Source organism: Streptomyces pseudovenezuelae, from assembly GCF_001513955.1.
GTDB lineage: Bacteria > Actinomycetota > Actinomycetes > Streptomycetales > Streptomycetaceae > Streptomyces > Streptomyces pseudovenezuelae.
The window spans coordinates 1,532,322-1,552,526 of record NZ_KQ948144.1 but is presented as its reverse complement, the minus strand read 5'-3'; the positions used below and the strand labels follow the sequence as shown (position 1 = coordinate 1,552,526).

Below are 20,205 nucleotides of genomic sequence, written 5' to 3'. Positions count from 1 at the left end.
GGGGGTTACACGCCTGTGACGCGTTACACACCTTGATCAATTTGCCCCTTATTTGTGGGTCATAACCACCCATACCCGTCACTTCTTGCGCGCTGGTGCGCGCCCGCGTGATAACACATGGAACGCCCGCGCGTAACCCCGTCCGACGATGCAATTTTGAATTTCCCTCGGTAAATTCAATTCGCATGACTGCAGCACAAGCAGACCTGCAAATCGACCGACCGACGGTCGCGGACGGAGCCGCACTGTGGCGGATCGCCCGCGACTCCGAGGTCCTCGACCTGAACTCGTCGTACAGCTATCTGCTGTGGTGTCGCGACTTCGCCGCCACATCGGCGGTGGCACGGAACGAGAGCGGGGAGCCGATCGGCTTCGTCACCGGGTACGTCCGCCCGGACCGACCCGGCACCCTCCTCGTCTGGCAGGTGGCCGTGGACTCGGCGTACCGCGGCCGCGGGCTCGCCGCCGCCCTGCTCGACGGACTGACCGCGCGGCTCGCCGCCGAGCGCGGACTGACCACCGTCGAGACCACCATCACGCCGGGCAACACCGCCTCCGAGCGGCTGTTCACCGCGTTCGCCGAACGCCGTGGCGCCCGCCTGGAGCGCGAGGTGCTGTTCGACACGAGCCTGTTTCCCGACGGGCCGCACGACCCCGAAGTGCTCTACCGGATCGGACCCCTCTCCCCCGGTTCCGCCACTCCCTCCGCCTGACCCCCCACGCACCCGAGGAGCGATTCGTCGTGACCATCACCCAGCCCGACCTCAGCGTCTTCGAGACCGTCGAGTCCGAGGTACGCAGCTACTGCCGCGGCTGGCCCACCATCTTCGACCGCGCGCAGGGCAGCCGCATGTACGACGAGGACGGCCACGCCTACCTGGACTTCTTCGCCGGCGCCGGTTCGCTGAACTACGGCCACAACAACCCCGTGCTGAAACGGGCGTTGATCGACTACCTGGAGCGTGACGGCGTCACGCACGGGCTCGACATGTCGACCACCGCCAAGCGCGCCTTCCTGCAGACCTTCCAGGACCTGGTGCTGCGCCCGCGCGACCTGCCGTACAAGGTCATGTTCCCGGGCCCGACGGGCACCAACGCCGTGGAGTCGGCGCTCAAGCTGGCCCGGAAGGTCAAGGGCCGCGAGGCCATCGTGTCCTTCACCAACGCCTTCCACGGGATGTCGCTGGGCTCCCTCGCCGTGACCGGCAACGCCTTCAAGCGGGCCGGCGCCGGTGTCCCTCTGGTGCACGGCACGCCGATGCCGTTCGACAACTACTTCGACGGCACCGTCGAGGACTTCCTGTGGTTCGAGCGGCTCCTTGAGGACCAGGGCTCCGGCCTCAACAAGCCGGCCGCCGTGATCGTGGAGACCGTGCAGGGCGAGGGCGGCATCAACGTCGCCCGCCGGGAGTGGCTGCAGGCGCTCGCCGCGCTGTGCGAGCGCCAGGACATGCTGCTCATCGTCGACGACATCCAGATGGGCTGCGGCCGGACGGGGGCCTTCTTCTCGTTCGAGGAGGCGGGCATCACGCCCGACATCGTCACCGTCTCCAAGTCCATCAGCGGCTACGGCCTTCCCATGTCCCTGTGCCTGTTCAAGCCGGAGCTGGACATCTGGGAGCCGGGCGAGCACAACGGCACCTTCCGCGGCAACAACCCGGCCTTCGTCACGGCCACCGCCACCCTGGAGCAGTACTGGGCGGACGGTTCCGCGATGGAGAAGCAGACCCGGCAGCGCGGCGAGCAGGTCGAGCAGGGGCTCATCTCCATCACCGAGGAGAACCTGGCCGACGTGAAGGAGTACCGCGGGCGCGGGCTGGTGTGGGGCCTGGAGTTCCACGACAAGGAGCGCGCGGGCCGGGTGGCGCACCGGGCCTTCGAACTCGGGCTGCTCATCGAGACGTCGGGCCCCGAGAGCGAGGTCGTGAAGCTGCTTCCGGCGCTCACCATCACCCCCGAGGAACTGGACGAGGGGCTGAGCATCCTCGCCCGTGCCGTCCGCGAAACCGCCTGAACCACAGCCTGAACCACCGACTGAACTGTCTACATAGGAGGCATCGCAGCACCGTGATCGTCCGCTCGTTCAAGGACATCGAAGGCACCGACCGTCATGTGAAGGCCGCGTCCGGCACCTGGGAGAGCAAACGCATCGTGCTCGCCAAGGAGCGGGTCGGCTTCTCGCTGCACGAGACGATCCTGTACGCGGGTACGGAGACGTCGATGTGGTACGCGAACCACATCGAGGCCGTCGTCTGCGTCGAGGGCGAGGCCGAGCTGACCGACCACGAGAGCGGGCAGACGCACTCCATCACGCCGGGGACCATGTACCTCCTGGACGGTCACGAGCGGCACACTCTGCGGGTCAAGGAGGACTTCCGCTGCATCTGTGTGTTCAACCCGCCCGTGACCGGCCGGGAGGACCACGACGAGAACGGCGTCTACCCGCTGCTCACCGAACCCGAGGAGGTGTGACCGCACCATGACCACCACCACCGTCACCGATCTCTACCCCAGCCGCGGCGCCACCGAGGTGTCGATCCCCCGCAAGGACCCGGTCGTCTGGTCGGCGCCCGGCGCGCCGGGGCCGATCGCCACGGGCGAGCTGGAGGCGTTCGAGCGCGACGGCTTCCTCGCCGTCGACCAGATCATCCGGCCCGACGAAGTCCCCGTGTACCAGCGTGAGCTGGAGCGGCTCGTCAACGACCCGGACATCCGCGCGGACGAGCGCTCGATCATCGAGCCGAAGTCCAAGGAGATCCGTTCGGTCTTCGAGGTGCACAAGATCAGCGAGGTGTTCGCGACTCTGGTGCGCGACGAGCGGGTCGTCGGCCGGGCCCGGCAGATCCTCGGCTCGGACGTCTACGTCCACCAGTCGCGGATCAACGTCAAGCCCGGTTTCGGTGCCAGTGGCTTCTACTGGCACTCCGACTTCGAGACCTGGCACGCCGAGGACGGCCTGCCCAACATGCGCACGGTGTCCGTCTCGATCGCGCTGACCGAGAACTACGACACCAACGGCGGGCTCATGATCATGCCGGGCTCGCACCGCACCTTCCTCGGGTGCGCGGGAGCCACCCCGAAGGACAACTACAAGCAGTCGCTGCAGATGCAGGACGCGGGCACGCCGTCGGACGAGGCGCTGACGGCGATGGCCTCGGAGTACGGCATCAAGCTGTTCACCGGCAAGGCCGGTTCGGCGACCTGGTTCGACTGCAACTGCATGCACGGCTCCGGCGACAACATCACGCCGTTCCCGCGCAGCAACGTGTTCATCGTGTTCAACAGCGTGGAGAACCAGGCCGTGGAGCCGTTCGCGGCGCCCATCCGGCGGCCGGAGTTCATCGGCGCGAGGGACTTCACGCCGGTGAAGTGACCCGCCAGGGTGACCCCTCCGGGTGACCCTCACAGCCACGACAGCGACGCGGCCCGCTCCAGTACGTTCCGTACGGCGGCCGCGTCGCCCGTCGTGTCCCGGGGCACGGCGTCCGGCGCGTACCGGCCGCCGACCAGCAGACAGAAGTCCACCGGGTCCAGGGTGAGTTCGGCGGCCACGGGGTCGCTCCGCGAACCCAGGACCCACTCCTCGCCGCCCCTGACCGCGAACAGCACCGGCGGCGTCTCCGTCCCGAGGACGGTGTCGAGCACACGGACGGCCAGCCCGATCAGCTGCCCCAGGTGCTCCTCGGGCGGTGGCGGCACGGTCAGGCCCAGGGCGCGACCGATGTCGTCGGTGTGGATCCACGCCTCGAAGGCCCGCGCCAGGAAGTGCTCGGCGACCGGCAGCCGGAGACCCATCAACAGCGTGGTCCCGGCGGCGAGTTCGGGGTCGCGGGCGTGCGGGGTGCCGAGCAGCTCGGCCGCCTGAGCGGACCAGTCGGCGACGGTCTCCTCGGGCCTGCGGCCGTACTCGTGGGCGATCACCTCAGCGCTGCGCCGCTCCCAGGTGTCCGTCCAGTCCGCGTCCTCGTCGATCCGCGCGCCCGGCACCCGGGCTTCGATCCCGAGCCGCAGCGCCAGGTGTTCGTCGGCGGCGAGCAGATGGGCGACGGTGGCGTGCACGTCCCAGTCGTGGACGACCGGGGTGGACCAGCGCCCCGGCAGCTCGGGCAGCAGCGCCCTGAGCCCCGCGACCGCGGCCGCGTAGGGGGCGGCGTGCCGGGCCACGCGGGGCGGCGCTGGACGGGCCCGGAGGGCGCCGGCGAACGGGGTGTCGAAGGGGGACGGCGGCTCGTCGAGCGGCGGCCCTTCCAGCATCCGTACCGTCTCGCGCAGCTGTTCCGCCTCGGCGGCGCAGTCCTGGCACCGGGCCAGGTGGAGCGGGACCGCGCGCTCCTCGGCCGGTTCCAGGGCGCCGAAGGCCCAGGCGGCCAGCAGGTCGCGTACGTCGTCGTGCTCGGTCACCGCTCGCCCCCTTCCCCGTGTTCCCCTGCCGCCATCATGCGCCCCCTTCCCACGCCCGGTCGGGTGGGTCGGCCAAAGTCTCCGCGAGGGTGCGCAGCGCGGTGCGCAGCCGGGTCTTCGCGGTGCCCTCGGGGATGCCGAGCTCGACGGCGGCCTGCCGGTAGGTGCGGCCCGCGAAGTAGGCGAGGTGCACCACCTCCCGTTGCGGCTGCGGGAGTTCGGCGAGGGCGGTGTGCAGCTGGAGGGAGCGCTCCCGGTCGACGACCGCCTCGGCGGGGCCGGGAGAGGCGTCCGGGATGCCGTGCAGGGCCAGGTCGTCGGCGCGGACGTCCTTGCGGTGCCGGGCCTCACCGCGCACCCAGTCCACGGCTCGCCGGTGCGCCAGTACCGACAGCCAGGTGCGCAGGCTGCCCCGGCGCGGCTCGAAGGCGTACGGCCTGCTCCACAGCTGCGCGAAGACCTCCTGCGCCACGTCCTCGGCGGCGGCCCGGCTGCGGGTCACCCGCATCGCGACCGCCCGCACCAGCCCGCCGTACGCCCCGTACGCCTCGGCCAGCGCGGACTCGTCGCCGTACACCAGCCGCCGGTGCAGCTCCGCGTCTGCGGGTTGCTGCACGGACGTCGTCCCGTCCGTGGACTCCACGGCACCACCACCCCTTGGTGCCCTTCCTAGCGTCCCGGGCGGCGCGGCGCCAGCGGTTCAGTGAGACAGGGCGTCCAGAATCCGGTCGACATCCGCGGCCGTGTTGTAGAGGTGGAAGGAGGCACGCAGGTTGCCGGCGCGGTTGGACACCTCGATGCCCGCGGCGCTCAACTCGGGCTGCCGTCCGCCGAGTCCGGGCACGGACACGATCGGCGAGCCGGGGGCGGGCAGGGGTGCGTGGCCGAGCGCGGCGAGTCCGGTGCGGAAGCGGTCGGCGAGGGCGAGGTCGTGGGCACGCACGGCGTCCACGCCGAGCTCCTCCAGGAGTTCGAGGGAGTGGCGGGTGCCCGTGTAGGTGAACAGGGCCGGGCTGACGTCGAACCGTCGGGCGGAGTGGGCCAGTTCGGCGACGGGTCCGTAGCAGCTGTCCCAGGGGATCTCGCCCGCGACCCAGCCGGCGAGCACCGGCCTGAGGTCGCCGAAGTCCTCCGGCACGGCGAGGAAGGCCGCGCCGTGCGGGCCGAGCAGCCACTTGAAGGTGGTGGAGACCGTGTAGTCGTAGGACCGCGCGTCCACCGGGAGCCAGCCCGCGGCCTGCGAGAAGTCGACGTAGATGCGGGCCCCGTGCGCCCTGGCCGCGTCCCGCAGGGCGGGCAGGTCGGCGATCCGGCCGTCGGCGGACTGGGCGGCGCTGACGGCGACGAGGGCGGTGCCGGGGCGGACGGAGTCGGCGAGCCGCTCCAGCGGCACGATGCGCACCTTGAGGTCGCCGCGAGTGTGGAAGGGGTTCACGACGGAGGTGAAGTCGTCCTCGGCGGTGAGGACTTCGGCGCCCGGCGGCAGCGAGGCGGCGACCAGACCCGAGAAGGTGGACACGGACGGTCCCGCCGCGATCCGGGTCACCGGGACACCGGCGAGCCTGGCGAACGCGGCGCGGGAGGCCTCCACGTCCTGGAACAGCGGGTCCAGCGGCCTGCCCTCGGCGCGGATCAGCGCGGCCTGCTGGAGGGCGGTCACGGTGCGGGCGGGGAGCAGGCCGCTGCTCGCGGTGTTGAGGAAGGTGTTCTTCGGGGCGAACTCGGCGCGGACGAGGCTCTCGAAGGTCTCCATGACTCCACTGTGGGGCCGGAAGACCTCTCGGTCCATTGCGATTTTCTACGTGGTTTCGCCAAGGAACGCTTATACGTCCGCGCCGACCTGCGTGTTCTGTCAGCCCTGCTGCGGTACGGCGCACCCGTCGGGACCGCAGGCCTCGGCGGAGGCGTCGCCCTGGTCGATCAGCTGCAGCGGGGAGCGGTTGCCCCAGGCCTGGGTGAGGGCCTGGGCGAAGACCTCGGCGGGCTGGGCGCCGGAGACGCCGTACTTGCGGTCGAGGACGAAGAAGGGGACGCCGTTGGCGCCGAGCTCGGCGGCCTCGCGCTCGTCGGCGCGGACCTCGTCGGCGTAGGCGGTGGGGTCGGCGAGGACCTTGCGGACCTCACCGGCGTCCAGGCCGGCCTCCACGGCGAGCTCGACGAGGCGCTCGTCGCCCTCGGAGAACAGGGACCGCTCCTCGGCGAAGTTGGCCCGGTAGAAGATCTGGACGAGCTCGTCCTGCCTGCCGTGCTCCTTGGCGAGGTGGAGGAGGCGGTGCAGATCGAAGGTGTTGCCGTGGTCGCGGTCACGGGTCCGGTAGTCGAGGCCCTCGGCGGCGGCCTGGGCCCCGAGGTTCTCCTCGCCGGCCTGGGCCTGGGCCTGGCTCATGCCGTACTTCTTGCTGAGCATGGCGAGAACGGGCTGGACGTCGCTCTTGTCCCGCCCGGGGTCCAGCTCGAACGACCGGTGGACGACCTCGACGCCGTCGCGGTGCGGGAAGGCCTCCAGCGCCTTCTCGAAGCGGGCCTTGCCCACGTAGCACCAGGGGCAGGCGATGTCGCTCCAGATCTCGACGCGCATGTCTACGGCTCTCTCCAGCTCGAACGGGTGCGGAGACTCCCTCCGCCTCGTTTGCTGAACATTCAAACAGCGCGGGCCATTCCCGGGGCGCGCAGCGTCCTCAGGGGCGCGGGGAACTGCGCGACCGGCCACGACGGGCCCGCACCCGCCGCACCACCGGCCCGGCACCCCCATGTGCTTCTGCCCCCGCCGCCGGAGGCCTCAGCTGCCGTCCCGCAGGTCCGCCGGCCACTCGGGCCGGTACTCGATGTGGTCGTACGTGACCACGCAGCCCTCCCCCATCGGCGACTGCGACATGAAGCCGACCAGGGCCGCGCCGGTCTCCTTCTCGTCGCCCAGGGTGAACAGGCGGACGAAGGTCCAGCGCTTGCCGTCGCGGGAGGCGTGGAAGGCGAAGGCCCGGCCGGTGCGGCTGACCCGCAGCCACACCGAGGTGCCGTCCACAGTGAAGGAGTTGCAGTCGTCGGAGTGCCCCCGGGTGACGACCGTGCAGACGGTGGGCACGGCCGGGGAGTTCTCCAGGCAGAGCTTGGCCCACGCCCGCTCGCCGACGTGGACGTAGAGGACGCCCGCGTCGAACGATCCGTTGAAGCCCACGGTGACGCGGGCTATCAGCTGGAAGTCGCCCTCGGGGGCACCGAGCAGACGCGGCGCGTCGGCGGCGGGGTCCAGGGACTCCCCGGTGGGCGGCACGAACCGGTCCTGCCGGGGGCCGGCCCAGCCGGAGAGAATGCCGTCCTCGTACGCCCAGTGCCCGTCAGGGCCGTAGGTGCGGAGAGAGAAAGGGAGTTGGGGAAGTTCGACGTCCATCCTCAGAGTTTTCCAGTTCCCTCTCCGCGGGTGACCCCCGGGTGCCTAGCGTTCGAGAACGTTGTTGAAGCGGCGCGGCAGACCCAGCGGGTTGTCGTCCCGCAGCTCCGGCGGCAGCAGGGCCTCCGGCGCGTTCTGGTAGGCCACCGGGCGCAGCCAGCGCTCGATCGCCGTGCCGCCCACCGACGTCGACGTGGACGTCGTCGCCGGGTACGGGCCGCCGTGGTGCTGGGCGGGGGCCACCGCGACCCCGGTCGGCCAGCCGTTGACCAGGACACGGCCGGCGAGCGGCGTCAGCTCCGCGAGGATCTCCGCGCCGCGCCCCTGGCCGGCCGCCTCCCCCTCGGACAGGTGGACCGTCGCCGTGAGGTTGCCGGGCAGCCGGGACAGCACCGTGCGCGCCTGCGCGTCGTCGTCGTAGCGGACCACCACGGTCACCGGACCGAAGCACTCCTCAAGGAGCAGGTCGTACGCCCCCTCGGTGGCCAGCTTCTGCGCCGACACCGTGAGGAAGCCCGCGCTGACCGTGTGCTCGCCGCCCGCGCCGGGCGTCACCGGCGACTCGACCTCGGGGAGCTCCGCGCGCTCGGCGACACCGGCGACGAAGTTGTCCCGCATGCGGTGGTCCAGGAGGACGCCGGCGTCGGTGTCGCTGACGGCGTCGGTCAGGGACTTCACCAGGCCGTCACCGGCCGCGCCGGACGGCACGAGGACCAGGCCCGGCTTCACGCAGAACTGGCCGACGCCGAGGGTCATGGAGCCCGCGAGCCCGGCGCCGATGGCCTCCGCGCGCTCGGCCGCGGCCTCCTCCGTGATCACGACGGGGTTCAGGGAGCCCAGCTCACCGTGGAAGGGGATCGGCACCGGGCGCGCGGCCGCCGCGTCGAACAGGGCGCGGCCGCCCTTCACGGAACCGGTGAAGCCCGCGGCGGCGACCAGCGGGTGCTTGATCAGCTCGATGCCGGCCTCGAAGCCGTGCACGAGACCGAGCACGCCCGCGGGGATGCCGTGCTCGTCGGCGGCCCGGCGCAGCACCGACGCGACCAGCTCGGACAGGCCCGGGTGGTCCGGGTGGGCCTTGACCACGACCGGGTTGCCGGCCGCGAGCGCGCTCGCGGTGTCGCCGCCGGCTACCGAGAAGGCGAAGGGGAAGTTGGAGGCCGAGTAGACGGCGACGACACCCAGCGGCACCTTGTAGCGGCGCAGGTCCGGGATCGGCGGGGTCGCGGTGTCGTCGGGGTGGTTGATCACCACGCCGAGGAACTCGCCCTCGTCGACGATGTCCGCGAAGGCCCGCAGCTGGTAGCAGGTGCGGGCGAGCTCGCCGGTGAGCCGGACCGGGCCGAGCGCGGTCTCGGCGTCCGCGGCCTCGACGAGGTGGTCCTTGGACTCTTCGAGCTTGGTGGCCGCGGAGCGCAGGAAGGCCGCGCGGACCGTGCGGTCGGCGAGGGACGCGCGCGCGTCGTACGCGGCACGGACGGCGGCGTCCACCTCCTGGGCTGTGGCCTCCACCGCAACCTGTTCGCGCTGCTTCCCGGTTCGGGGGTCGACACTCCAGACTGGTGCTGCTGCCACCGCGGGTCCCTCCACGTGTATCTGGGTCATCCACCAGGAACGTTCGATATGCTGAACGCTGTCTCTGATGGTGAATATGCTGTTGGAGACTATAACTCTGGTTCTCGTCCAACAAAGGGGTCAAGGGCGATGTCGGCAGGCGAGACGGGCGGCGGGTCACAGGTCAAGTCCGCGGTACGGACGGTTGAACTGCTCGAATACTTCGCCGGGCGCCCCGGCATGCATTCCCTGGCAGCGGTGCAGGAGGCCGTGGGCTATCCCAAGTCAAGCCTCTACATGCTGCTGCGCACGCTCGTCGAGCTGGGCTGGGTGGAGACCGACGCGACGGGCACGCGGTACGGCATCGGGGTGCGGGCGCTGCTCGTCGGCACCTCGTACATCGACGGCGACGAGGTGGTCGCGGCGGCCCGGCCGACCCTGGACCGGCTCTCCGACGACACCACCGAGACCATCCACCTCGCGCGCCTCGACGGCACCAACGTCGTCTACCTGGCCACCCGGCAGTCCCAGCACTACCTGCGGCCCTTCACCCGGGTCGGCCGCCGCCTCCCGGCGCACTCCACCTCCCTCGGCAAGGCGCTGCTGAGCACCTACTCCGACGAACAGGTCCGCAAGATGCTGCCGGAGACCCTGCCGGCGCTCACCGAGCACACCATCACCGACCGCGAGAAGCTCATCGAGGAACTGCACCAGATCCGCGAGCAGGGCTTCTCCGTGGACCGCGAGGAGAACACGCTGGGGCTGCGCTGCTTCGGCGTCGCGATCCCGTACCGCACACCCGCCCGGGACGCGATCAGCTGCTCGGTGCCGGTGGCGCGGCTGACCCCGGCCCACGAACAGCTGGTCAAGGACGCGCTGTTCGACGCACGGGACCGGCTGACACTGGCCACCCGCAGGCTCTGAGCGCGGCCCCCGCGCCCTTCGGACCGCTCCGACGCACCCTGTCGAGGCCGCACACGGCTTCTCAGGGGCGCGGGGAACTGCGCAGAACGCCCGCCCCCACCAAGCCGAGGACAGACAACCGCCCCACCGCCGGCAAGCCCTACGCTCTGAGGTATGCAGATCGTTCTCCGCGAAGTCCATGACAGCGATCTGCCGGTCTTCTTCCGGCAGATGAACGACCCCGAGGCCGTGCACATGGCGGCCTTCACCCCGAAGGACCCGGCCGACCGGGACGCCTTCGACGCCCACTGGGAACGGATCCGCGCCTCCGACGCCGTGCACCGCACGGTCCTGCTGGACGGGGACGTGGTGGGCAGTGCGTCGGTGTACGGCGAGCCGGGTGAGCGCGAGGTGACCTACTGGATCGACCGCGCCTACTGGGGGCGCGGCGTGGCCACCGCGGCCCTGCGCGAGCTGGTCGCCCAGGTGCCCGAGCGTCCCCTGTACGCCCGCGCGGCCGCCGACAACACCGGCTCCCTGCGCGTCCTGGAGAAGTGCGGTTTCCGGGTGAGCGCCCAGGCGTCCGGGTACGCCAACGCGCGCGGGGCGGAGATCGACGAGCTGGTGCTGACGCTGGACGCGTGAGGCCTCCGTGGCGGAAGCCGTGCGAGCGGCCGTGGATGAACGTCCGATGAGAAATGCGGGCGGACGGGAACGACCCGGTCCCGCCTGATCGTCCTGCTAGTGGGATGAACAAGACGATCAGGCGGGCATCGGTCTTCGCGCTGCTCCTGGTGTTCGCTCTGCTGATCCGAGCGACCTGGGTGCAGTTCTACGAGGGCCAGGCACTCGCGGACGACAACGACAACCGGCGGAACGCGATCGAGACGTACTCCTCGCCGCTCGGGAACATCATCGTGGCCGGAAAGGCCGTGACGGGTTCCGCGAGGACGACGGACAGCGACCTCGCGTACAAGCGGACCTACACGAACGGCAAGCTGTACGCGGCGGTGACGGGCTACGCCTCGCAGGCCTACGCCCCGACCCAGCTGGAGGGCATCTACGCCGACCTCCTCAACGGCACGGACAGCCGGCTGAAGACCGTCATGGACACGGTCACCGATCAACGGGCCGAGCCCGGTGATGTGATCACGACGATCGACCCGGCCGTGCAGAAGGCCGCGTACGACGCGCTCGGCGACAAGAAGGGCGCGGCCGTCGCGATCGACCCGGCGACCGGCAAGATCCTTGCGGTCGTGTCGACGCCCTCCTACGACCCGTCCTCGCTGACGGACGCCAACACCGCGGGCACGGCCTGGAAGCAGCTCACCGCGGACTCCGACAAGCCGCTCACCAACCGTGCGCTGCGCCAGCCGCTGCCGCCCGGCTCGACGTTCAAGCTGGTGGTGGCCGCGGCCGCGCTGGAGGACGGCCTGTACTCCTCGGTGGACGAGAAGACCGTCAGCCCGGACCCGTACACCCTGCCGGGCACGGTGACCCCGCTGGGGAACGAAAGCGCCTCGGCACCCTGCGAGAACGCCTCGATCCGGGTCGCGCTCGAGTACTCCTGCAACACCGTCTTCGCGAAGATGGCCGTCGACCTCGGCCAGGACAAGGTCCGGGCGATGGCCGAGAAGTTCGGCTTCAACGACGACCAGCAGGACGTGCCGGTGCGGGCGTACACCAGCGTCTACCCCTCCGACATGGACAAGTCCTCGACGGCCCTGACCGGTATCGGCCAGTACGACGTCACGGCCACCCCGCTCCAGATGGCCATGGTCTCCGCGGCCATAGCCAACGGCGGCAAGCTGGTCTCGCCGCACATGGTGTCGACGGTCACCGACCACGGCGGCGACGTCCTGAAGAACTACGACGACGAGGCGAGCACGAAGCAGATCGTCAGCTCTCGCACGGCGGAGCAACTCCAGTCGGCGATGCAGTCGGTGATCACGGACGGCACCGGCACCAACGCCAGGATCGACGGCGTGACGGTCGGCGGCAAGACGGGCACCGCCCAGCACGGCGAGAACAACAGCAAGACGCCGTACGCCTGGTTCACGTCCTACGGCAAGGCCGACGGCAAGGAGGTCGCCGTGGCGGTGGTCGTGGAGCAGTCCAACGCGGCCCGCTCGGAGGTGAGCGGCAACGGACTGGCCGCCCCCGTGGCCAAGGCCATGATGGAGGCGGCCCTGAAGAACTGAGTCCTTCGGTGGTTACTTGGCGCCGAGCACCTGCTCGATCGGGTCGATGGCGAAGTACACGAGGAACAGCGCCGAGGCGGCCCACAGCAGCCAGTGGATCTCCTTGGCCTTCCCCAGCACCACCTTGATCACGACGTAGGCCAGGAAGCCCGCGCCGATTCCGTTGGTGATCGAGTAGGTGAACGGCATCACGGCGATGGTCAGGAACGCCGGGATCGCGATGTCGTAGCGGTCCCAGTCGATGTGCTTGACCTGCGTCATCATCAGGAAGCCCACGGCGACCAGGGCGGGCGCGGCGGCCTGGAGCGGGACGATGGTCAGCAGCGGGGTCAGGAACAGCGCCAGCGCGAACAGCCCGCCCGTGATCAGGTTCGAGAACCCGGTGCGCGACCCTTCACCGACGCCGGCGGCCGACTCGATGTACGAGGTGGCGGAGGACGCCGACGCCGCGCCGCCGGCCACCGCCGCGGCCCCGTCGATCAGCAGGACCCGGCCGAGGTTGGGCACCTTGCCCTCCTCGTCCAGCAGCCCGGCCTCCGCGCTGATGCCGACGACCGTGCCCATCGTGTCGAAGAAGTCGGACAGGATCAGCGTGAAGATCAGCAGGACGACCGTCACGATCCCGACGCCGGGCGCGCTGAAGGAGCCGAACAGGCTGAAGTGGCCGATCAGGCCGAAGTCGGGGGTGTCGACGATCTTGTCGGGCCACTGCGGTGTCGTCAGGCCCCAGGACTTGATGTCGGCGATCGAGTTGATGACCATCGCGAGGACCGTCATGGTCACGATGCTGATCAGGATCGCGCCCTTGACCTTGCGCGCGAGCAGCCCGATCGTCAGCAGCACCCCGAGACAGAAGACGAGGATCGGCCAGCCGGTGAGTGCGCCGGTGCCGCCGAGCTGAACCGGCACGGTGGTGTTCGCGGCGTCGGGGATACGGCTCACGAACCCGGCGTCCACGAAGCCGATGAACGCGATGAACAGCCCGATGCCGACACTGATCGCCTGCTTGAGCGGTTGCGGGATGGCGTGCATGACGGCCTCCCGCAGACCGGTCACCACCAGCACGCAGATGAGCAGCCCCTCCAGGACGACCAGTCCCATCGCGTCGTCCCAGCTCATCAGCGGGGCGATCTGGAAGGCGACGACCGCGTTCAGCCCGAGCCCGGCGGCGAGCGCGAGCGGCAGGTTCCCGCCCACACCCATGATGATCGTCATCACCGCGGCCACCAGGGCCGTCGCCGTGGTGAGCTGGACGGCATCCAGCTGGTGCCCGAACTTGTCCTTCGCGCTGCCGAGGATGATGGGATTCAGGACCAGGATGTAGGCCATCGTGAAGAACGTGGCGAAGCCGCCGCGTATCTCACGCGCGAAGGTGGATCCCCTCTCGGAGATCCTGAAGTACCGGTCGACGGACATGCTCACTGCTCCTTGGTGCCTGAATGATCGGTGTGCGGATGCTGGCTGGATTGTTCCTGTGGTGAACGCGCCTCAGGTTTTCTCCGTGTTACGGATTCGGGGTCCGACCCGTCATCCTCAGTTCGAAGACCCGTACGAGAGCGCTTACTCGATCGCTGCTAGGCTGCCGGATCTCCGCCCGGCCACCCCCGGACGATCACATGTCATTCACATGACACACAAGGGAGAGGGAGCCCGTGGGCACAGTCGTCGACGACGCCGCCTCCGTGGAGTTCCACGCCTTCTTCGAACGCCACTATGCCGAACTGTCCCGTCTCGCCCACCTGCTGACCGGTGAGCCGGACGCCGCCGACGACCTGGCGGCGGACGCGCTGCTGGCGCTGTGGCACCGCTGGGACCGGGTGCGCGCGGCCGATCACCCGGCGGCGTACGCGCGCGGAGTGGTCGCCAACCTGGCCCGCACCCGTATCCGCAGCGCGGTCCGTGAGCGCCGGCGCATCGCCCTGTTCTGGTCCCAGCGCGAGGAGAAGGTCGAGAACCCCGACGTGGCGGGCACGGTCGACGTCCAGGAGGCGCTGCGCAGGCTGCCGTTCCGCAAGCGGGCGTGTGTGGTGCTGCGGCACGCGTTCGACCTGTCCGAGAAGGACACCGCGCTGGCCCTGGGTGTGTCGGTCGGTACGGTTAAGAGCCAGACCTCCAAGGGGATGGCCGAGTTGCAGCGGCTGCTCGGCCCCCGGAACGCTCCGCTGAGGGTGCACGCCGCGATGGCGCGCACCAGTGACACCGGAGGAAGGGACCGATGACCATGCAGCGGGACGTGCACGGCGAACTGCGCGCCCGGCTGCAGGACGCGGCCGAGGCGCACACACCGAACCGCGAGCAGATCCTCGCCCGGGTCGAGCGTGGCATGTCGGAGAAGACCCGCCCCGACCACCGGGCGACGCGGCCGCCGCTGTACGGCTGGGTGCGGGTGGTGAGCGCCACGGCCGCGGTCGCCTGTGTGCTGGGCCTCGGCGGGTACGCGGTGGCGTCCGCGGTGAAGGACGAGCCGGCCGCGCAGACGTCGGTCGCCGCCACGGGCACGCCCACCCCCTCCCCCGACGCGACGAGCCGTCCGCCCTTCCGGTCGGCGGTTCCGGCGCCGAGCAGCGCCCCCACGCACCGGTCCGGCACGCCGAGCGCCACGCCCTCGGGGGCACCGAGCGCCTCCGCCGAGGGGCCGGCCCCGGGTGTCCAGGACGGTCCGCTGTGGTCGGACGGCTCACTGGACACGCACAGCAACGAGTTCTGGGCGCAGAGCAATCTGACCCTCAAGACCTCCGCGGAACTGACCGCCCTCACGGTCGAGGTGCGGATCGCGCAGACCGGTGGCGTCACCAGTTCCGGCGCCTGGCGCTCCCTGCCCGAGGACGACTTCACGCTGACGGTCGCCGAGAAGGACGGTTTCCTCGTCTACACGTGGGTGCTCAAGGACGGCCGTAAGGTCCCGAAGGGCGAGTGGGTGTTCGCGGGACAGTACAACCACGAGCGCGGCGGCCGGAACGCGAAGGACGACACCTACACGGCGACGGCGACCGCGCGGTCCGGGGACCTCGCCGTCAAGGGCGGCTTCGCGGCCCAGGACGACGGGTCGGCGGACGGGGGGTAGCCCTCGGTGCGGAGTCCCGCCGAAAAACCTCCGCCGGGGCGGCAACCCTTTGCCCTTCGGCGACCACACAGGTGGTGCGTGGAGTCCGCCGGGCCGTTCCCACGGCCTCCACGCGGCACGCGACGCACTTCCTCACCACGAGTTCGAGGTGGGGGAACAACCATTCGGTCGCCTTCGTCGTCCTTGGTAGTGCCTGGATGACGGAGTACGACCGCAGAGACCTGCCGGCCTGAGCCCCCCTCAGCCGGCAGCTGCCGGCTGGAGCCCCCCTCGGGCCGGCACGAGGAACGCCCCGCCTGTGACGACAGGCGGGGCGTTTCCCCGTTCGGCCGCTCAGTTCATCGTGGTGCCCACCGTGGTGGAGCCGGTGGTCAGGAAGGGCGTGGCGGGCAACGACCCGTCCGTACCGCGGGCGCCGTACGCCGTGCCGGCGTCCGTCGACCGGAACACCGGAGTCGGCACGCCCGCGTCCCAGTTGTTCGCCGCGGACACCGTGGCCGGACCCAGTTCCGACAGGCCGCCCCGGTTGCCCGCCGCGAGGTTGCGCGCCAGCCGGGCCCGGCCGCCGGCAAAGTGGAACCCGGCCTCGCCGTTGGAGTACGCCGTGTTGCGGCTGAGCACGATCGCCCCGGTGTTGGAGGTCGCGTTGAACCCGTTCAGGGCGTTGCCCCAGGCCGCGTCGTCATGGACGAGGTGCGCCACCGTCACGCCGCCGCCCAGCTCGAACCCGTTGCCGTCGCCCTCGAAGGCGCGGTCCCGCCACCGGTTCCTGCCGTTCCCGAAGGCCCAGCTGTGCTCGACGGTGACCGGCGAGGAGAACTGCCACAGGTCGATGCCGTCGTCGGAGTTGCCGTACAGGCGCGCCCCGGTGATCCGGTTGCCGGTCCCGGAGCCGAACTTCACGGCGATCCCGTCGGCGTTGCGACCGTGCCCGGCGGGGTCGTAGTTGCCGTGACTGTCCAGGTTCCGCACGAGGTTGTCCCTGGTCCCGTCGCCTCGGAGGAGGTGACGACGAGGCCCTGGGCCGGCGAGTTCTTGAAGGTGAGGTTCCGGACGGTCCAGTGGTCGCCGTCGATCCCGGCCAGCCAGGACCCGGGAGCCGGCCCGGACCCGTCGATCCGCACCTTCTCGCCGCCGTACGCCCGCAGGGTGATCGGTGCCGAGCGCGTGCCGTTCGCCGTGCCCCTGAGGGTGGCCGACGGGGTGTACGTCCCGGCGCGGACCTGGATGACCGTGCCCGCGGTCGCGTTCCGCACCGCCGCCTCCAGCCGGGCCGTGGTGGAGACCGTGACCGTCCTCGACGCGGCCTCGGCCCCGCCGTCCGACAGGCCCAGACACACACCGCCCGCGCCCGCGGCGACGGCGACCGCCGCGGCGAGGGAGAGCGTGCGGGCCCTGCGGTGGCGTCCGTTGCTGTGCCGCACGGGGCGTTCCTTTCCTCGGCGAAGGGGGCGCCCCGAAGTCGCCGCCACGGCCGGCGAGGTTGCCGTGGCACGACGAAAGCAACCGAAACTTTCGCTGCCGCTGATCGCGCACTCACCGATTGACGTGCTGTGTCTCGCTCGTAACACTCCGAAGGCGCGCACAGCCCTCAACAGAAACCCCCACACCCCCACATCTCCAGGAGCGACATGCGCCCACGCATCCTCCTCGTCGCCTGTCTCTCGCTACTGCTGTCCCTTCTGACCGCACCGCCCGGTTCCGCCCTCTCAGGAGCACCGCCCGTGAGCCACCCCAAGTACGCCGGCTATCTCTTCGCCTACTTCACCGGCGAGGGCACGGCCGACGGCGAGCAGATCCGCTACGCGCTCAGCCGCGGCAACGACCCCCTGCACTGGCGCGAGCTGAACCAGGGCAAGCCGGTGCTGACCTCGACGACCGGGGAGAAGGGCCTGCGCGATCCCTTCGTGATCCGCTCGCCGAAGGGCGACAGGTTCTACCTGATCGCCACCGACCTGCGCATGTACCGGAACAGCAGCGGCAGTTGGGACGACGTCCAGCGGCACGGCAGCAAGTCCGTCATGATCTGGGAGTCCACCGACCTGGTGCACTGGACGGACCAGCGGCTGGTGAAGGTGGCCCCCGACAACGCGGGCAACACCTGGGCGCCGGAGGCCTACTGGGACGACAGCCTCGGTGCGTACGTCGTCTTCTGGGCGTCGAAGCTGTACGCCGACGACGACCCCGGGCACACGGGATCGACGTACAACAAGATGCTGTACGCGACCACCAAGGACTTCCGCACCTTCAGCGCGCCCAAGGTCTGGGACGACCCCGGCTACTCGGTCATCGACTCGACGGTCGTGAAGTACAAGGACACCTATTACCGCTACACCAAGGACGAGCGGGACCCCACCTCCAGCTCGCCCTGCGCCAAGTTCATCACCGGCGAGAAGTCGACGAGTCTGACCTCGACCAAGTACGACCTGGTCGCGGACTGCATCGGCAGCGGTGCGATGGACCGCGGTGAGGGTCCGACGGTGTTCAGGTCGAACACCGAGAAGAAGTGGTACCTGTTCATCGACGAGTACGGCGGTCGCGGGTACGTCCCCTTCGAGACCACCGACCTCGACTCGGGCACGTGGACCCCGTCCACGAACTACCAGCTGCCCGCGAGTCCCCGGCACGGGACGGTTCTTCCGGTGACGCAGGCCGAGTACGACCGTCTGCTCGGCGCGTATCCGGCGACCGGGGCCTCGGTCGTGGACGCGACGGCTTCCGGCCAGAAGGGGTACGCGATCGTCACGGAGGCGGCCTCGAAGGTCGTGCTGCCGATGCGGCCGGGCACCGATCTCACCCGTCTCGCACCGCAGTTGGCGGTCGGCGCGGGCGCCACGGTCACCCCTGGGTCCGGCACCCGGCGGGACTTCCGCAAGCCGCAGAAGTACACCGTGACGGCGGCCGACGGGACGACCCGCGGATGGACCGTCGAGGCCGTGCCGACCGGCAGTCCGGTCCTGCCCGGCCTCAACGCCGACCCGGACGTGCACTATCTCGACGGCGAGTACTGGATCTACCCGACGACCGACGGCTTCAACGGCTGGAGCGGGACGCGGTTCAAGGCGTACTCGTCGAAGGACCTGGTCCACTGGAAGGACCACGGGGTCGTCCTCGACCTCGGCGCGGACGTGTCGTGGGCCGACAAGTACGCGTGGGCTCCGGCGATCGCCGAGCGGGACGGGAAGTACTGGTTCTACTTCTGCGCCGAGCAGCAGATCGGTGTGGCGGTGGCGGACTCCCCCGCAGGCCCGTTCAAGGACGCGCTCGGCAAGCCCCTGGTGGCGAAGGGCGGTTCGCTGCAGGGCCAGATGATCGACCCGGCCGTCTTCACGGACGACGACGGGACGTCGTACCTGTACTGGGGCAACGGGCACGGCTATGTCGTCCCGCTGAACGACGACATGACCTCCTACGACGCCGCCGCGGTCAAGGACATCACCCCGGACAACTTCCGCGAGGGCTCCTTCGTGATCAAGCGGAACGGCACGTACTACTTCATGTGGTCCGAGGACGACACCCGCAGCGAGAACTACCACGTCGCCTATGCGACGGGACCGTCCCCGCTCGGCCCGTGGACCAAGAAGGGGACGATCCTGTCCAAGCGTCCCGAGTACGGCGTCCTCGCCACCGGTCACCACTCCGTGGTGAACGTCCCCGGCACCGACGACTGGTACATCGTCTACCACCGGTTCGCCCTGAACGGGCCGGGGAGGCCCGGCGGGGACGGGATGCACCGCGAAACCACCGTCGACCGCATGGAGTTCGCGGTGGACGGCACGATCAAGCCCGTGGTGCCGACCCTGGAGGGGATCCGGCCGGTGCGGGACTAGCTCACGAAGTACGTCGGGTTCGGGAGCTTGTACGTCCGGTCGGCGTAACCGCCGTCGAGGTCGGAGTACTGGTCGCCGAAGTTGGCGATGATCTCGTACCCGAGGTCCTTCTCGATGTGCGCCCGGGTGCCGGACTTGTACTGCACGGTGGTGCAGGTCCAGGTGCCCGGCGTGGCGCAGGCGCTCAGGTAGGCCGGCGGGTTCGCCTTGTCCTTGAGGAACACGTGGTCGGCGTCGAGGTTCACGTCGGCGCCGATCTTCTTCAGGTTCTCGACCGCGGCGGAGCGCTGGGCCTCGCTGAGGCCCGAGTTGTAGAAGACCTCGACGCCCTTCTTCTCGGCGTACTGCACGAGCTCGGGGCTGCCGAAGACGGCCGGGCGGTCGGCCCGGTTCACGTAGTCGGCCCAGGTGGTCGCGTTGTAGGTGTAGTTGTAGCGCTTCTCGTAGTCGAGGCTGAGCAGCAGCGTGTCGTCGATGTCGAAGACGACGGCGGGCTTCTCACCCCTGTGGTGCGCCTTGCGGGCGGCCTGGTCGATGTACTTGCGCGCCGCCTTGTCGATGCTCGCCAGGTCCTTGGCGTAGGGGCTGGTGGGCGACGCCTGGTAGACACCGTTGGCGTCGGCCGTGGTGCCGTAGTAGGTGTCGATGTCCTTGACCAGGAGCCCGATGTTGTAGGGCTCGTGCGTGGAGTTCGCCGTGGACTGGTGGGCCGTGGCCGCACCGGCGCCGTACACGGCGACGCCGACGACCGCGCAGGCGGTGGCGACGGCTGCGATACGCAGTGACTTATGCATGACAGAGGTTCTACGCGCGTCACCCCGGTGGGCGCGAGACCCGCCCGGTAAAAAACGGGTCAAGCGCCCC

At 70.2% G+C, this 20,205-nt stretch carries 18 protein-coding genes and 1 pseudogene; 10 read left to right on the top strand and 9 right to left on the bottom strand.

The annotated features are described in order from the left end of the window. Positions 1-185 precede the first annotated feature (185 nt). From ectA to thpD, 4 genes are read left to right on the top strand one after another with little or no spacing between them, the layout of a single operon-like run. Positions 186-713 carry a diaminobutyrate acetyltransferase gene (gene ectA, locus AQI94_RS06850; protein ID WP_031050916.1) on the top strand — a complete coding sequence of 176 codons (528 nt, stop codon included), beginning with the start codon at positions 186-188 and terminating at the stop codon, positions 711-713. Positions 714-742: 29 nt separating this feature from the next. Then, positions 743-2,014 (top strand): diaminobutyrate--2-oxoglutarate transaminase, encoded by a 1,272-nt coding sequence (gene ectB, locus AQI94_RS06845; protein WP_031050913.1) that lies wholly within the window; start codon positions 743-745, stop codon positions 2,012-2,014. 53 nt (positions 2,015-2,067) lie between these two features. After that, positions 2,068-2,472: an ectoine synthase gene (locus AQI94_RS06840; protein WP_007381148.1), complete on the top strand. Its 405-nt coding sequence runs from the start codon at positions 2,068-2,070 to the stop codon at positions 2,470-2,472. A 7-nt stretch (positions 2,473-2,479) separates the two neighbouring features. Then, positions 2,480-3,373: an ectoine hydroxylase gene (thpD, locus tag AQI94_RS06835; RefSeq protein ID WP_031050910.1), complete on the top strand. Its 894-nt coding sequence runs from the start codon at positions 2,480-2,482 to the stop codon at positions 3,371-3,373. Between the two features lie 29 nt (positions 3,374-3,402). On the opposite strand, the gene AQI94_RS06830 is transcribed toward thpD, so the two are convergent. From AQI94_RS06830 to AQI94_RS06805, 6 genes are all read right to left on the bottom strand, one after another. Further along, the gene (locus AQI94_RS06830) at positions 3,403-4,401 is read right to left on the bottom strand and encodes a maleylpyruvate isomerase family mycothiol-dependent enzyme (protein WP_031050907.1); all 999 of its coding nucleotides are present in this window, start codon (positions 4,399-4,401) and stop codon (positions 3,403-3,405) included. A gap of 34 nt (positions 4,402-4,435) precedes the next feature. Then, complete coding sequence (locus tag AQI94_RS06825; RefSeq protein ID WP_031050904.1) at positions 4,436-5,044, bottom strand: RNA polymerase sigma factor; 609 nt, start codon at positions 5,042-5,044, stop codon at positions 4,436-4,438. Positions 5,045-5,101: 57 nt separating this feature from the next. Next, on the bottom strand, positions 5,102-6,154 hold the full coding sequence (locus tag AQI94_RS06820) for an aminotransferase class V-fold PLP-dependent enzyme (RefSeq protein WP_031050902.1): 1,053 nt from the start codon (positions 6,152-6,154) through the stop codon (positions 5,102-5,104). A 99-nt stretch (positions 6,155-6,253) separates the two neighbouring features. Further along, complete coding sequence (locus AQI94_RS06815) at positions 6,254-6,979, bottom strand: DsbA family oxidoreductase (protein WP_031050901.1); 726 nt, start codon at positions 6,977-6,979, stop codon at positions 6,254-6,256. Positions 6,980-7,180: 201 nt separating this feature from the next. Then, positions 7,181-7,789, bottom strand: a complete 609-nt coding sequence (locus AQI94_RS06810) for a DUF1349 domain-containing protein (protein ID WP_031045939.1) — start codon at positions 7,787-7,789, stop codon at positions 7,181-7,183. A 45-nt stretch (positions 7,790-7,834) separates the two neighbouring features. Then, on the bottom strand, positions 7,835-9,364 hold the full coding sequence (locus AQI94_RS06805) for an aldehyde dehydrogenase (NADP(+)) (RefSeq protein ID WP_078902747.1): 1,530 nt from the start codon (positions 9,362-9,364) through the stop codon (positions 7,835-7,837). A 129-nt stretch (positions 9,365-9,493) separates the two neighbouring features. Here AQI94_RS06805 and AQI94_RS06800 point away from each other — a divergent pair, with 129 nt between their 5' ends. The 3 genes from AQI94_RS06800 to AQI94_RS06790 all read left to right on the top strand — a co-directional run bounded on the left by AQI94_RS06800 (position 9,494) and on the right by AQI94_RS06790 (position 12,447). Then, on the top strand, positions 9,494-10,267 hold the full coding sequence (locus tag AQI94_RS06800; protein ID WP_020121403.1) for an IclR family transcriptional regulator: 774 nt from the start codon (positions 9,494-9,496) through the stop codon (positions 10,265-10,267). 153 nt (positions 10,268-10,420) lie between these two features. Continuing rightward, on the top strand, positions 10,421-10,891 hold the full coding sequence (locus AQI94_RS06795) for a GNAT family N-acetyltransferase (protein WP_031045934.1): 471 nt from the start codon (positions 10,421-10,423) through the stop codon (positions 10,889-10,891). Between the two features lie 104 nt (positions 10,892-10,995). Further along, entirely contained in the window at positions 10,996-12,447 is a 1,452-nt protein-coding gene (locus AQI94_RS06790; RefSeq protein ID WP_031045930.1) for a peptidoglycan D,D-transpeptidase FtsI family protein, read from the top strand. Between the two features lie 12 nt (positions 12,448-12,459). Here the strand turns inward: AQI94_RS06790 and AQI94_RS06785 are convergent, their stop codons facing one another. After that, the gene (locus AQI94_RS06785) at positions 12,460-13,863 is read right to left on the bottom strand and encodes an NCS2 family permease (protein WP_031045926.1); all 1,404 of its coding nucleotides are present in this window, start codon (positions 13,861-13,863) and stop codon (positions 12,460-12,462) included. A gap of 236 nt (positions 13,864-14,099) precedes the next feature. Here AQI94_RS06785 and AQI94_RS06780 point away from each other — a divergent pair, with 236 nt between their 5' ends. Together AQI94_RS06780 and AQI94_RS06775 are read left to right on the top strand one after the other, a co-directional pair. Continuing rightward, a complete protein-coding gene (locus tag AQI94_RS06780; protein ID WP_031045923.1) occupies positions 14,100-14,666 on the top strand; it encodes a SigE family RNA polymerase sigma factor in 567 nt (188 codons plus the stop codon). After that, a complete protein-coding gene (locus AQI94_RS06775) occupies positions 14,663-15,511 on the top strand; it encodes a hypothetical protein (protein WP_031045920.1) in 849 nt (282 codons plus the stop codon). Before AQI94_RS06780 ends, AQI94_RS06775 begins: the two co-directional genes overlap by 4 nt. 333 nt (positions 15,512-15,844) lie before the next feature. Here AQI94_RS06775 and AQI94_RS06770 read toward each other — a convergent pair. Continuing rightward, positions 15,845-16,935, bottom strand: a pseudogene (locus tag AQI94_RS06770) (right-handed parallel beta-helix repeat-containing protein). Positions 16,936-17,142: 207 nt separating this feature from the next. Here AQI94_RS06770 and AQI94_RS06765 point away from each other — a divergent pair. Then, a complete protein-coding gene (locus tag AQI94_RS06765; protein WP_031045917.1) occupies positions 17,143-19,341 on the top strand; it encodes a family 43 glycosylhydrolase in 2,199 nt (732 codons plus the stop codon). Here AQI94_RS06765 and AQI94_RS06760 read toward each other — a convergent pair. Continuing rightward, entirely contained in the window at positions 19,338-20,135 is a 798-nt protein-coding gene (locus AQI94_RS06760; protein WP_031045914.1) for an HAD family acid phosphatase, read from the bottom strand. The two genes, AQI94_RS06765 and AQI94_RS06760, sit on opposite strands and share 4 nt — an antisense overlap. Positions 20,136-20,205: the final 70 nt, after the last annotated feature.

Bases quoted from the DNA above. Each gene is read 5' to 3' on its own strand.
- ectA (WP_031050916.1), top strand. From the start codon at position 186: ATGACTGCAGCACAAGCAGACCTGCAAATCGACCGACCGACGGTCGCG.
- thpD (WP_031050910.1), top strand. From the start codon at position 2,480: ATGACCACCACCACCGTCACCGATCTCTACCCCAGCCGCGGCGCCACC.
- AQI94_RS06820 (WP_031050902.1), bottom strand. From the start codon at position 6,154: ATGGAGACCTTCGAGAGCCTCGTCCGCGCCGAGTTCGCCCCGAAGAAC.
- AQI94_RS06815 (WP_031050901.1), bottom strand. From the start codon at position 6,979: ATGCGCGTCGAGATCTGGAGCGACATCGCCTGCCCCTGGTGCTACGTG.
- AQI94_RS06810 (WP_031045939.1), bottom strand. From the start codon at position 7,789: ATGGACGTCGAACTTCCCCAACTCCCTTTCTCTCTCCGCACCTACGGC.
- AQI94_RS06800 (WP_020121403.1), top strand. From the start codon at position 9,494: ATGTCGGCAGGCGAGACGGGCGGCGGGTCACAGGTCAAGTCCGCGGTA.
- AQI94_RS06795 (WP_031045934.1), top strand. From the start codon at position 10,421: ATGCAGATCGTTCTCCGCGAAGTCCATGACAGCGATCTGCCGGTCTTC.
- AQI94_RS06790 (WP_031045930.1), top strand. From the start codon at position 10,996: ATGAACAAGACGATCAGGCGGGCATCGGTCTTCGCGCTGCTCCTGGTG.
- AQI94_RS06785 (WP_031045926.1), bottom strand. From the start codon at position 13,863: ATGTCCGTCGACCGGTACTTCAGGATCTCCGAGAGGGGATCCACCTTC.
- AQI94_RS06775 (WP_031045920.1), top strand. From the start codon at position 14,663: ATGACCATGCAGCGGGACGTGCACGGCGAACTGCGCGCCCGGCTGCAG.
- AQI94_RS06765 (WP_031045917.1), top strand. From the start codon at position 17,143: ATGCGCCCACGCATCCTCCTCGTCGCCTGTCTCTCGCTACTGCTGTCC.
- AQI94_RS06760 (WP_031045914.1), bottom strand. From the start codon at position 20,135: ATGCATAAGTCACTGCGTATCGCAGCCGTCGCCACCGCCTGCGCGGTC.